At 60.1% G+C, this 12,877-nt stretch carries 9 protein-coding genes; 7 read left to right on the top strand and 2 right to left on the bottom strand.

Features of this window, described 5'->3' with window-relative positions; all coding sequences use genetic code 11:
* Positions 1-2: 2 nt before the first annotated feature.
* Positions 3-320, top strand: a complete 318-nt coding sequence (fliE, locus tag V0U79_RS07345; RefSeq protein ID WP_330198840.1) for a flagellar hook-basal body complex protein FliE — start codon at positions 3-5, stop codon at positions 318-320.
* 3 nt (positions 321-323) lie between these two features.
* On the opposite strand, the gene V0U79_RS07340 is transcribed toward fliE, so the two are convergent.
* Positions 324-2,222: a DUF885 domain-containing protein gene (locus V0U79_RS07340; RefSeq protein WP_330198839.1), complete on the bottom strand. Its 1,899-nt coding sequence runs from the start codon at positions 2,220-2,222 to the stop codon at positions 324-326.
* A 6-nt stretch (positions 2,223-2,228) separates the two neighbouring features.
* A complete protein-coding gene (locus V0U79_RS07335) occupies positions 2,229-4,127 on the bottom strand; it encodes a DUF885 domain-containing protein (RefSeq protein ID WP_330198838.1) in 1,899 nt (632 codons plus the stop codon).
* Positions 4,128-4,236: 109 nt separating this feature from the next.
* Between V0U79_RS07335 and fliQ the strand changes: the two genes are divergently transcribed.
* The 6 genes from fliQ to alaS all read left to right on the top strand — a co-directional run bounded on the left by fliQ (position 4,237) and on the right by alaS (position 12,871).
* Positions 4,237-4,500, top strand: coding sequence for a flagellar biosynthesis protein FliQ (gene fliQ / locus V0U79_RS07330; RefSeq protein ID WP_330198837.1), 264 nt, complete (start codon positions 4,237-4,239; stop codon positions 4,498-4,500).
* On the top strand, positions 4,497-5,249 hold the full coding sequence (gene fliR, locus V0U79_RS07325) for a flagellar biosynthetic protein FliR (RefSeq protein ID WP_330198836.1): 753 nt from the start codon (positions 4,497-4,499) through the stop codon (positions 5,247-5,249). The genes fliQ and fliR overlap by 4 nt, the downstream gene beginning before the upstream one ends.
* Before the next feature lie 3 nt (positions 5,250-5,252).
* The gene (gene flhB, locus V0U79_RS07320) at positions 5,253-6,341 is read left to right on the top strand and encodes a flagellar biosynthesis protein FlhB (protein ID WP_330198835.1); all 1,089 of its coding nucleotides are present in this window, start codon (positions 5,253-5,255) and stop codon (positions 6,339-6,341) included.
* A 40-nt stretch (positions 6,342-6,381) separates the two neighbouring features.
* Complete coding sequence (locus V0U79_RS07315; RefSeq protein ID WP_330198834.1) at positions 6,382-8,907, top strand: ATP-binding protein; 2,526 nt, start codon at positions 6,382-6,384, stop codon at positions 8,905-8,907.
* A 120-nt stretch (positions 8,908-9,027) separates the two neighbouring features.
* Positions 9,028-10,113, top strand: a complete 1,086-nt coding sequence (gene recA, locus V0U79_RS07310) for a recombinase RecA (RefSeq protein WP_373696454.1) — start codon at positions 9,028-9,030, stop codon at positions 10,111-10,113.
* 103 nt (positions 10,114-10,216) lie between these two features.
* A complete protein-coding gene (alaS, locus tag V0U79_RS07305) occupies positions 10,217-12,871 on the top strand; it encodes an alanine--tRNA ligase (protein WP_330198833.1) in 2,655 nt (884 codons plus the stop codon).
* The last annotated feature ends 6 nt before the right edge of the window (positions 12,872-12,877 follow it).

The raw sequence follows: 12,877 nt of genomic DNA, 5'->3' as shown, positions 1-12,877 counted from the left end.
AGATGGCGACTGATCTTACCTCTGCCTTGAACGCCTATCGCGCCGCTGCCGGACAGGCCGCGCAAGCGGCTGGCGGCGCGCAGCCAGCGGACGAGACCGCCGGACAGAAATTCACCGAGCTGGTACAGGGCGCCCTGGAAACGACCAACACATCGCTGGTCCAGGCCGAGCAATTGACGGCAAGTGCAGCCGTGGGAGACGCCGAGTTGGTCGACGTCGTTACAGCTGTCGCCGCAGCTGAAGTTCAGCTGGAAACCGTTATCGCCGTCCGCGACGAGGTGATCCGCGCCTATAACGACATCCTGAAGATGCCGATCTAGGCGCTATTCGCCCGCCTGAACCTCTTCCACCCACGCATTGACCTGCTCTTCCAGGATGGAAAGAGGCAATGCGCCCTGGCGCAATACGACATCGTGGAAGCCGCCCAGCGTGAAATCATCGCCCAGCGCATCCTGTGCCTCACCCCGCAGGCGCAGGATCTCGTTCATGCCGATCTTGTAGGCCGTGGCCTGCCCCGGGATCACGATATAGCGGTTGATGGCATTCTCGACATCACCGCGCGGATTGGGCGTGTTCTCCGAGAGGTAATCCATCGCTTCTTCCCGGGTCCACCGGTAATGGTGCAGACCCGTATCGACGACCAGCCGGCAGGCTCGCCAAAGCTCCATCGCCAGACGTCCGAAGTTCGAATACGGATCGTCATAGAAGCCCATTTCCAGCGGAAGGTATTCGGAATAGAGGCCCCAGCCTTCGGTATAGGCGGTTACCCCGCCAAATCGCCGGAAAGAGGGAATGTCTTCCAGCTCCTGCATGATGGCCAGCTGCATGTGGTGGCCCGGAATGCCCTCGTGATAGGCTAGGGCTTCCATCTGATAGGTCGGCATGTCGCCCATATCGCGAAGATTGGCGTAATAGCGGCCGGGACGTGAGCCGTCCTCGGCAGGACGATTATAGAAAGCCTTGCCTGCCGAGGCTTCGCGGAAGGGCTCGACCCGGACAACCTCGATATCGGCTTGCGGGAAAGTGTTGAACACGCTCGGCAATGCTTCGCGCATCGTATCGATGATCTGCGTGGCGTCTGCCAGATACGCGTCCCGGCCCTCATCCGTATTGGGATAATAGAATTGCGGATCGGTCCGCATGAATTCGAAGAAGTCCTGCAGCGAGCCTTCAAAGCCCACTTCGCGCATGATCTCTGTCATTTCGCTATGGATGCGATCGACCTCGGACAGGCCCAGATTGTGAATCTCCTCCGGCGTCAGGTCCGTGGTCGTGTAGCCGGCCAGCATGAAGGCGTAATACTCGCCGCCATCCGGCATCGTCCAGGCGCCGTCATCATCGCTGGCGCCAGCCTCCATGGTCTCGAACATGGCGATCATGCGCTCATAGGCCGGCTGCAGTACACCGGTCAGCGCCGTTTCGGCTTCGCTGATCAGGCTTGCCTGCTCGTCTTCCGATATCTCGAGCGCTTCGACCTTGCGCCGGAAGTCGGCCATGATCGGGGAATCCGGGCCATCATCGAAAGGATATCCGGTGATGATATTGCGCGTGGTTGCAATCATCGGCGCATAGGTCCAGCGCGCTGTGCGAACGCCCATGTCGTAAGCCCGCTGGGCATTCTCCATCGACTGATCGAGGAAGTCCCCAACATTGTTGAGACGGCCGATATAAGCCTCGGCATCTTCCAACGTGCTGACGCGATGCTGGCCGATCAGGAAAGACGCCACGAAGCTGTGCGGTCCGCCGCGCGGCGTGAAAATATAGCCATGATCCTGCCAGCGGCGGCCTTCGATCTGGCGTTCAACATTGCGCTGGAACATGCGCCAGGAAATCTGCGCGGACTCGTCCAGCGCATCATAATCAAACTCCGCCAGCATGGTCGCGAGATTGGCCTCGGCCAGCCGGATGCCTTCCTCGGCAAACTCCGGTGAAAGATCATTCCACTGGTCGTAATTTGTCCGCCGGCCCAGAAAGGTCTGGGTTACCGGTGAACGCTCCACGCCCGCCTCATACACATCCTCGAACCAGGCATTGAGCCGTTCCGACTCGGTCATGTCGACCGAATTGTCGTTCGAGCCATCACCGGAATTGTCGTTCGCGGCTTCGCTGACCGTCATGTCTTCGGCCGGGGAATTCGAACCCGAATTCTCCGTCGACGGGCTACAGGCTGCCAGCAGGGCGGCGAGCGAAACCGAAGTAAAAAAGGCGGGCAGTTTTGTCATGGACGCTTACTCCGAACCGGACTGATGATTGGCGATATAGTCGTCGACGAGCTCGCTGAGCAGGGTCAGCGGTACCGATCCATTGCTCAGCACGACGTCATGGAACTCGCCATAGCTGAATTCATCACCGAGCGCGTCCATCGCGCGCTGACGTAGTTCCAGAATCGTCAACATGCCGGTCTTGTAGGAGATCGCCTGGCCCGGCCAGACGATATAGCGCCGCACTTCGTTGCGGATGTCGCCCTCCGTCATCGGTGTATTGGCCAGCATGTAGTCCATGGCTTCCTGTTCGCTCCAGTCATAGTGGTGGATGCCTGTATCCACGACCATGCGGGCTGCCCGGAACACCTCGTATCCGAGGCGTCCGAAGTCCTGATAGGGATCGGTAAAGAAGCCCATATCCTTGCCCAGTCGCTCCGAGTACAGCGCCCATCCTTCACCATAGGCGGAATACCAGGTGACGCGCTGGAACATGGGGACATTGTCCAGTTCCTGGCTGATGGCGATCTGCATGTGGTGGCCGGGATTGCCCTCGTGATAGGCCAGTGTTTCCATCTGGTAGACGGGAAGCTCGTCCATGTGGGCGAGGTTTACGTAGTAGGCACCCGGAGCAGAGCCATCGAGCGGGCCGGGCTCATAGAAGGCCCCGGTCGCCGTTTCAATGCGGTATGGCTCGACCGCACGAACCTCGAGTTCCGCCTGCGGCATGCGGCCGAAATACTCCGGCAGTGTTTCAGTGATCGTATCGATGATCGCCGTCGCTTCATCCAGATAGCGTTGGCGGCCCTCTTCCGTGTCCGGATAGTAGAATTGCGGATCTTCCCGCAGATAGGCGAAGAATTCCTGCAGCGTGCCATCAAAGCCGACACTTGCCATGATTTCGCGCATTTCATCATGGATGCGTTCGACTTCGGACAAGCCCGTATTGTGAACCCATTCGGCGTCGACATCGTCACGTGTTGTATAGTTCGCGACCTGGGCTTCATAGTAGGCCTCACCACGCGGCAGGCGCGAGACGCCGTCAATCTCCAGGCGCTGGGCCATTTCCTCGTGCTGGCCCATGACATCGATCAGGCGCTGATAGGCCGGCGCCACAATATCGGTCAGCGCAGCGCGGGCCCGTTCGCGCAAGGCATCGGCCTCGGCAGCGTCGATCTCGAGCCCGTCCAGCTTGGCATTGAAATCTGCCCAGAGCGGGGAATCCGCTTCAGCATCGTCGGCGAAAGGAATTCCGGAAATCATGCCCCGCGCCGTATTGATGATCGTCTGATAGGCAAAAGCTGGCGGCAGAACGCCCATTTGCGCCCGCTCGTCAGCCTGATCGACCAGCGTATTCATTAACGGGCCGAGCCCTTCCAGCCGACGGACATAGGCCTCGGCATCCGCGACTTCATTGACGCGGTGATAACCGATCAGCATGGCCGGCAGATCACTGTGCGGCCCGAAGAACTGGGTGAAGATATAGCCGTGATCCCGGAATTCGCCTTGCTGCAACTGGTTTTCCAGCACGAATTCCGCGAAACGGTAGGAGACTTGGGCTTCCGGCGTCAGGGCGTCGAATTCGAAATCGTCGCGAAGCGTCGCCAGATCGTCGCGGGCTCTTTCCTGTCCGGCCTCGAAGGCGGCTTCGCTGACATCATTCCAGCGGCCATACGCATCCTTGTCGCTGGTCAGGCCCAGAAAGGTCTGGCCTTGCGGGCTGAACGACAATTCGCGTTGGAATTGCTCGTCGAAGAACGCCAGCAGGCGTTCGGTCTCGGTCTGCGTTTCCGTCTCCGAGGATGCCGTTTCGGATGTCATTCCGGCGGCGCCATCTGGCGAAACCGCAACATTGGTATCTTCAGCAGATTGCGAACAGGCGGCAAGGAGCGCGATTGCGCTGACGCCGATCAAGAACTCTCTCATGTATTCCTCCCCGGGAATGCGCGCGTTTACGATCGTTGACTCTTTCTTAACGCGAACGGCGGGAGCGTAAACTCACGAAATCGCTAACACTGCAGTGCGGAGAAACCGCATGAACGGATCAGAAGTCCTCGATATTGCCCGTGATGCTATCTGGCTGATGTTGGCCATGTCGGCACCGGTCATGCTGATCGGCCTTGCCGTGGGCGTGGTCATTGCGCTGTTTCAGGCTCTGACTCAAGTGCAGGAAATGACGCTTGTTTTCGTCCCGAAAATTATCGCTATCTTTGTCGCTCTTCTGATTTTCCTGCCCATTATGGGCGCGCTGATGTCCGCCTTCATGGACGGCATTTTTGATCGAATCGTGGCGGCATGATTGCAGATCCACAGCTGCTGGTTTTTGCAGGCGCGCTGATATTTGCGCGTCTCGGCGCGATTCTCATGCTGTTGCCGGGCTTTGGCGAAGGCAGTATCCCGCCGCGGATACGGTTGTCCTTTGCCCTGCTGTTTGCGCTGGCGCTGGGACCGATGCTGGCCTCGCAGCTTCCGGCCATTCCCGAACAGCCCATGCATATTGCCGGTCTCATTATCACCGAGGCCCTGATCGGCCTGATGATCGGAGCTGTTTCGCGCATGTTCCTGATGTCTGCGTCGGTCGCAGGGCAGGTGATCGGCCAGCAAAGCGGCCTCGCCATGGCCCAGTTTTTTGACCCGTCCGCTGGCCAGCAGGGCGCCCTGATGGCGACCTTCCTGAATATCACCTTCATCCTGCTCTTGATGGTCACCAACACGCATCACTTGCTGCTGCAGGCTGCGCAAAACTCCTACATGCTGTTCCCGATCGGCGAGCCGCCATTGATATCCGATGCGGCGCAGTGGGCGCTGGGCGCATTCGTTGATGCCTTCATGATCGGCGTACAGATGGCATCTCCGCTCATTGTCTTCGGCCTCGTTTTCTATTTCGGCCTCGGCATTCTCTCTCGGCTGATGCCTCAGGCGCAGATATTCTTCATCGCCATGCCGTCAAACATCATGGCGGGGCTTTTCATCACATCGATCGCACTGGGCGCCATGGCCACGCTGTGGCTGGGCCGGGTCGAACAATTCGCCGTGGAGTTCAACTAGGCCATGGCAGAAGACCAGGACGAAAGCCAGAAAACCGAAGAACCGACTCCGCGGCGACTGCAGGATGCGCGCAAGAAGGGCGATGTTCCCAAGTCACAGGAAGTCCCGGGCTGGTTTGTGCTGGCTTCAGGACTGGTTGTAATCGGGCTGATGGCGCCGGGGGCGGCCCGGGCATTGTCCAGTGATCTCAGCCTGTTTCTTGGGAATGCCCATGCCTTGAGTCTCGAGCCATCTGCCTTGCGCGATCAGAGCATGGCCATCGGCTGGCGCGTCGTTTCTGTTGTTGGCATGGCGATCGGTGTGATCGCGCTGGCCGGTCTTGCCGGTCATCTCTTGCAGACGGGCCTGCTGTTCACGACCGAGAAAATGCAGCCGAAACTGTCAAAGCTGAACCCGGCAGAGGGCTTCAAACGCATGTTCGGGCCGCAAGGCATCGCCAACTTTCTCAAGGGTGTGGGTAAGCTGGTTATCGTATCTGCGGCTGTTTTTGTCGTCATCTGGCCGAAGCGGGGAGAGCTGGCGGGCATGCCGATGCTGGACCTGTCGGCGCTGCTCACCATTATCCGGAACGATGTGCTGCTGGTGCTGGTCGCAGCGCTCGTGGCTTACGCTTTTATTGCAGCTGCAGACTATGTCTTCCAGCGCCAGAGCTTCATGAAACGCAACCGCATGTCGCGGCGCGAAATCAAGGACGAGCTGAAACAGAGCGAGGGCGACCCCCAGGTTCGCGCGCGGCTCCGCCAGATCCGGCAGGAACGCGCCAATAAGCGGATGATGGCCAATGTTCCGGACGCAACCGTCGTCATCACCAACCCGACGCACTTTGCCGTCGCATTGAAATACGAGCAGGGCGAAACGCCCGCGCCGATCTGTGTTGCAAAAGGTGTTGATCAGGTCGCGCTGAACATTCGTGAAATCGCCGGGGAACATGATGTTCCCATCGTCGAGGATCCGCCTCTGGCCCGTGCATTGTTCGCCAGTGTCGAGGTCGACGAGACAATTCCGGCCGAACATTTCCAGGCCGTCGCCAAGGTCATTGGCTACGTGCTGACGCTTACCGGAAAACGCGCACAAAACCCGCAACCGGGTTAGACTTTCGTAGGCGGATATTGATTCGCACAAGGACAATGACATGGCTGATCTGACCGAACCTGTGGAATCCATGAAGTCGCCCTTCCTGTCGCACGGGCTGAGGCGCAGGCTTCAGTGGGTTATCGGTCTTGGTGTTCTCAGCGTCTCGGCGGTGGCCCTGTTTGCGGCATCCGCCATGGTCTGGAACGGCTTCATCCTTTTGTGCGGGATCGCGATCGCAGCCTTCGGAATGCTCTATGCCCTGGCAGCCGGTGAAGCCGCGGGCCGGTCCATGAAGGAAAAGGCCGAGCGCTATTCCGAGCCGGGTCCGAGCGGTCTGGCGCTGGAGGCGCTGGAATCCCTCGAGGACCCCATGCTGTTAACCGACCGCCGCGGTGCCGTGCGCTGGGGTAATGCGGCCTATCGCGATCTGGCGGGGCGTTTTTCCTCAACCGGTCAGGCACAGACCCTTCCAGCGCTCGAGCGTATCTGGGCCGCCAGCGGCGATGGCGCGATCTACCGGTTGGCGCGCGCCGCCAGAAACGGTGAAGTCGCACGCGAACGCTTGCCGGAATTGCCCGGCGAGGAGGGTGTCAGCCAATATGTGCTGGAAGCCCGTCCATCCGGGAAAGACCATATCAGCTGGCGCCTGATGCCGGTATTTCATCCCACCAGCGCCGCAGCGTCATTGCCGGGCGCGGACTGGAGTGATCATTCGCCGGTCGGCCTGTTTGCCCTGTCCTCGGAAGGCAAGCTGGTGGCGGCCAATGCGACCTTCCGCGACTGGCTGGGCCTCGATCCTGCAGAACCCCTGCCGGAACTGTCGGCCTTTCTCCCGGCGGAGACGGTCAAGGCGATGGAAAAGTCGCGGGACGACGAAGAAGTTTGCCGCTTCGATGTGCGCCTTTCCGGCCGTGACGGGATCGAGACGGATGCTGTCATCACCTTGCACTGGGATCAGGCGAAGAAGGGCTGCGCGCGCGGTGTCCTGTACGGCTTGACCGCAACCGGAACCCCGTCGGGCGTCGCCCAGGCCATCGCCGGAGCGACCGGCGGCAAGGCCGGACGGACATTTGACGAAATGTTCGCAGCAGCCCCTTTCGGGGTAGCCCGTCTGTCCGGATCGGACCCGGCATCAGCCGTCATCGAGGATGTGAATGCCGCTCTTGTGCAGATGACAGGCGGACAGGCGAAGTCCGGAGCCGTTTTTGCCGATCTGTTCGACTGGGAGGCTGGCCGCAGCGCGGACGATGTTTTCGAGAAGGCATCCAGCAAGGGCGAGCCGGCTGAAGCGGTTCTGAAGACCGATCCGCCGCTCGACATCCATCTGGTGTTCTCGCCGTCCAGGGGCGGCAAGCGTGCGGCCTACATGATTGACGTGACGGCCTGGAAAGAGCTGGAGCGTCAGCTGAGCCAGGGCAACAAGATGCAGGCTGTCGGTCAGCTCGCAGGCGGCGTGGCGCACGATTTCAACAATCTGCTCACCGCGATCCGCTTGAATGTTGACGAATTGCTGGGCCGGCACCCGGTCGGTGATCCGTCCTATGCCGAGCTCCAGGTCATCAACCAGACCGTCGCACGTGCGGCCGGACTGGTGAAAAAATTGCTCGCCTTCTCGCGCAAGCAGACCTTCCGGATGGAATCGCTGGATGTCGCGGACGTGTTGTCGGATTTCACCGTGCTTCTGCGCCAGATTCTCGAAGAAACCGTCAAGCTGGACATCGTTCATGGCCGCGATGTGCCACACATCCGCGCCGACAAGGGCCAGTTGGAAACCGCTATCATGAATCTGGCGGCCAATGCCCGTGACGCGATGCGCGAAAGCGGGGGCGGAACGCTGACGATCCGGACGTCGGCCGTGAGTGCTACTGATGTCACCGCTGCAGGCGCGCCCGATGTGGACGAGGGTGACTGGGTGCAGATCGAAGTGATCGACGAAGGCACCGGCATGGACGAAGCGACGAAGCAGAAGATCTTCGAACCTTTCTTCACGACAAAGGCCGTGGGGCAGGGCACGGGGCTGGGGCTCGCCACCGTCTACGGTATCGTCAAGCAGTCGGGCGGTTTCCTGTTCGTCGATTCAGAGATCGGCAAGGGCTCGACCTTCCGCATCTTCCTGCCCGCCTATGTTGGCGCAGAGGATGAGGAAAGCCTGCCTGTTGAAAAACCCAAGGGCGAAATGAAGCCGGCGGATCTGGCCGGCAAGGGGCGGATCCTGCTGGTGGAGGATGAGAGCGCGGTTCGTACGATCGCGGCCAAGACGCTGGCCAAACGCGGCTATGAAGTGGTCGAGGCGGGCGACGGCGAGGAGGCGCTTGAAATCCTGGAGGACGATGAGGAAGGCTTTGACCTTCTGGTGTCCGATGTGGTCATGCCCGGGCTCGACGGGCCGGGTCTTCTTGAAAAGGCTTCCGAGCTTCTGGCAGAGACCCGGGTCATTTTCATCTCGGGATATGCCGAGGAACAATTCTCCGACACGCTATCGCGCGAGCGGGATATCTCCTTCCTGCCAAAACCCTTCACGCTGACACAGCTGGCGGAACGGGTGAAGTCGGTGCTCAGCGGCGATATCCAGGATGCGGCCTGACTAACGCGGAAAAATGTTCCCCTTGCGTTCCGGGAACAAAAGCGGTACAAACCTCTTGAATATTCCTCCGGCCGGGCCTGATTGCTCACCGGGCAGGGACGTGAAATAAGGGGATTAATCATGGCTAAAGCAGCGATTCGACTGGTGAGTGACGTGGACTCAAACAAGAAAAAGGCGCTCGACGCCGCACTGTCTCAGATCGACCGGGCCTTCGGTAAAGGGTCGGTGATGAAGCTGGGCGAACGCCCTGAAATGGACATTGAATCGGTCCCGACCGGATCACTGGGCCTTGATATCGCTCTGGGCATTGGTGGCTTACCGAAAGGCCGCATCATCGAGGTCTACGGTCCGGAATCCTCGGGCAAGACCACTCTGGCCCTGCATTGCGTTGCCGAGTGCCAGAAGCGCGGTGGCGTTGCCGCCTTCATCGATGCCGAGCACGCGCTCGATCCGATCTATGCCGGGAAGCTGGGTGTGGATGTTGGCGAATTGCTGGTCTCCCAGCCGGATGCCGGTGAGCAGGCACTCGAGATTGCCGACACGCTGGTGCGGTCCGGTGCGGTCGATGTGCTGGTCATCGACTCGGTGGCCGCTCTGACCCCGCGTGCGGAACTGGAAGGCGAGATGGGTGACAGCCTGCCGGGCCTCCAGGCCCGTCTGATGAGCCAGGCACTACGCAAGCTCACCGGTTCCATTTCCAAGTCGCACTGCATGGTCATCTTCATCAACCAGATCCGCATGAAGATCGGTGTGATGTTCGGTTCGCCGGAAACCACGACAGGCGGCAATGCGCTGAAATTCTATTCTTCCGTCCGCCTCGATATTCGTCGCATCGGCCAGATCAAGAACCGCGACGAGGTCATCGGCAACCAGACCCGCGTCAAGGTGGTCAAGAACAAGGTGGCGCCGCCCTTCCGCGAGGTCGAATTCGACATTCTCTACGGCGAGGGCATCTCCAAAATGGGCGAGATCCTTGATCTCGGCGTGAAGGGGAATGTGATCGAGAAGTCCGGATCCTGGTACTCCTATGACTCGGAGCGGATCGGGCAGGGCCGGGAGAATGCCCGCCAGTTCCTGCTGGACAATCCGGATATCGCCAATGCGATTGAGACGAAGGTTCGTGCGAATGCGGGTCTGATTGCCGATGAGATGCTGGTCGGTCCCGCTGAAGATGACACCGACGAGGACATTGCCGACGCCGGTTAAGCGCTTCAAACACACATTTTATACTGCATTGCAGTAACGGGTGCTTGGCGAGGCCGGGCACCCGTTTCTATATGTGGGTCAGAAACCAGACCGGAATGATACCATGACCAGCCTGCGCGACATCCGCAGTAACTTTCTGTCCTTCTTCGAAAAGCAGGGCCATGCCGTTGTGCCGTCCAGCTCGCTTGTGCCGAAAGACGATCCGACGCTGCTCTTCACCAATGCCGGCATGGTGCAGTTCAAGAACGTGTTTACCGGCCAGGAGAGGCGCGATCCGCCGCGCGCGGCAACCACGCAGAAATGTGTTCGCGCTGGCGGCAAGCATAATGATCTCGACAATGTCGGCTACACGGCCCGCCACCACACCTTTTTTGAAATGCTCGGGAATTTTTCCTTCGGAGATTATTTCAAGGAAGATGCCATTGATTATGCCTGGTCGCTGATCACGGGCGAATTCGGTTTGCCGAAGGACAAGCTGCTGGTGACGGTTTTTGCCGAGGATGATGAGGCGTTCGATCTCTGGAAAAAGATCGCCGGCCTGCCGGATGAAAAGATCATCCGCATCGGCACATCGGATAATTTCTGGATGATGGGCGATACAGGTCCCTGCGGTCCCTGCTCGGAAATCTTTTACGATCACGGCGCTGATATTCCGGGAGGTCCGCCGGGCTCGCCGGACGAGGATGGTGACCGTTTCATCGAGATCTGGAATCTCGTCTTCATGCAGTTCGAGCAACAGGCGGGCGGAGATCGCATCAGCCTGCCCAAGCCGTCCATTGACACCGGGATGGGGCTTGAACGGATTGCCGCCGTCCTGCAGGGCGTTCACAACAATTACGAGATCGATCTGTTCAAGGCGCTGATCGATAATTCCCAGGAAGTACTGTCGTCGAAGGCCGAGGGCGATGCGCTGGCCAGCCACCGCGTCATTGCAGACCATTTGCGCTCCACGTCCTTCCTGATGGCGGATGGTGTGACCCCGTCGAATGAGGGGCGCGGTTATGTGCTGCGCCGGATCATGCGCCGGGCGATGCGCCATGCTCACCTGCTCGGCGCGACAGAACCCGTCATGCACCGCCTGGTCGGCGAACTGGTAAATCAGATGGGCGATGCCTTCCCGGAGCTGCGGCGTGCCCAGGCGTCTATCGAAGCGACGCTTGAAGCCGAGGAAGAGCGCTTCCAGCGCACGCTTGGCCGGGGGCTGGCCCTTCTCGACGAAGCCACGATGGGTATGAAGGAAGGCGATGCGCTTCCGGGCGAAACCGCCTTCAAGCTCTATGATACATATGGCTTCCCGCTGGATTTGACCCAGGATGCCTTGCGGGCCCGCGGCATGACTGTGGACGAGACCGGATTCAACACCTCCATGGAGCGCCAGCGTGAAATGGCGCGGGCCGCCGGGTTCCAGTCAGGCGAGGCGGCGCCCGAAACGGTCTGGTTCGCCGTCAAGGAAGCGGCTGGCGAAACAGATTTCCTTGGATATACGCAGACTGAAGGCGAAGGCACATTGCAGGCAATTATTGCTGGCGGTGACATGGCCGAAACGCTGGATAGCGGTCAAAGCGGTGAACTTGTTTTCGACCGGACGCCCTTTTATGGCGAATCCGGCGGTCAGATCGGCGATGCCGGTGTGATCGAGTTCGAAAACGGCGCCCGCTTTGTCGTTCACGATACCCAGAAGCGCGCTGGCGACGTGTTCTCCCACGCTGGCGTGCTGGAGAGCGGTAGCCTTTCGCGTGGCGACAAGGCGCGCCTGATCGTCGACAAGACACGGCGCAACCGAACGCGGTCCAACCACTCGGCCACTCACCTCATGCACCGTGCGCTGCGTGATGTGCTGGGCAGCCATGTTTCTCAGAAGGGCTCCTATGTAGGGCCTGACCGCCTGCGCTTCGACTTCTCGCATAATGGTGCGGTGAAGCCGGACGAGGTTGCCCGCATCGAAGCCGATGTGAACGCGGTCATCCGACAGAATGTCGAGGTGCGGACCGAGGAAATGGCGCCGGACGCGGCCATCGAGGCCGGAGCTTTGGCCTTGTTCGGCGAGAAATATGGCGATCGTGTCCGTGTGCTGACCATGGGCGATGACCTGTCGGTCCAGAACAAGCCCTATTCGGTCGAGCTGTGCGGGGGCACACATGTTGCCCGGACCGGTGACATCGCCCTGTTCAAGATTGTCGGAGAGGGTGCGGTTTCGGCTGGCGTGCGGCGGATCGAGGCGCTCACCGGTGAGGCGGCTCGCCAGTATCTTGAAAATCAGGCCGGTCTCGCAAAAACCTCAGCGGATGCGTTGAAAGTGCCGCCAGCAGACGTTCCGGCGCGGATCCAGACACTTCTGGATGAGCGCAAGCAGATGGAGCGGCAGCTTGCCGAAGCCAAGAAACAACTGGCCATCGGCGGCGGTGCAGGTCCTGCCGCGGCCGGACCGGAGAAAGTTGGCGACACGAACTTCATCGGCCGCGTGGCGGAAGGTGTTGGTGGCAAGGATCTGCGCGGACTGATCGACGAGGCCAAATCCCGGATGGGATCCGGTGTCGCCGTCTTCATTGGCATCAATGACGGCAAGGCGGCACTGGCGGTCGGTGTCACGGACGATCTGAAAGATCGTTTCAACGCGGTCGAACTGGTCAAGGCCGGTGCAGGCGAAGTGGGCGGCAAGGGCGGTGGTGGCCGGCCTGACTTTGCTCAGGCTGGCGGGCCGGACGGTGCCAACGCCCAGAAAGCCATTGACGCCATCAAGGCCGCTTTGGCCGCCTGACAGGCA

This window comes from Hyphobacterium lacteum (assembly GCF_036330345.1).
GTDB classification, from domain to species: Bacteria; Pseudomonadota; Alphaproteobacteria; order Caulobacterales; family Maricaulaceae; genus Hyphobacterium; species Hyphobacterium lacteum.
Note: the sequence above shows the minus strand (reverse complement) of the source record. Positions and strands in the feature narration are given on the sequence as shown.

Coding starts and splice junctions, on each gene's coding strand:
- fliR (WP_330198836.1), top strand. CDS start 4,497: ATGATTGCAGATCCACAGCTGCTGGTTTTTGCAGGCGCGCTGATATTT.
- V0U79_RS07315 (WP_330198834.1), top strand. CDS start 6,382: ATGGCTGATCTGACCGAACCTGTGGAATCCATGAAGTCGCCCTTCCTG.
- alaS (WP_330198833.1), top strand. CDS start 10,217: ATGACCAGCCTGCGCGACATCCGCAGTAACTTTCTGTCCTTCTTCGAA.
- V0U79_RS07335 (WP_330198838.1), bottom strand. CDS start 4,127: ATGAGAGAGTTCTTGATCGGCGTCAGCGCAATCGCGCTCCTTGCCGCC.
- fliQ (WP_330198837.1), top strand. CDS start 4,237: ATGAACGGATCAGAAGTCCTCGATATTGCCCGTGATGCTATCTGGCTG.
- recA (WP_373696454.1), top strand. CDS start 9,028: ATGGCTAAAGCAGCGATTCGACTGGTGAGTGACGTGGACTCAAACAAG.
- flhB (WP_330198835.1), top strand. CDS start 5,253: ATGGCAGAAGACCAGGACGAAAGCCAGAAAACCGAAGAACCGACTCCG.
- V0U79_RS07340 (WP_330198839.1), bottom strand. CDS start 2,222: ATGACAAAACTGCCCGCCTTTTTTACTTCGGTTTCGCTCGCCGCCCTG.
- fliE (WP_330198840.1), top strand. CDS start 3: ATGGCGACTGATCTTACCTCTGCCTTGAACGCCTATCGCGCCGCTGCC.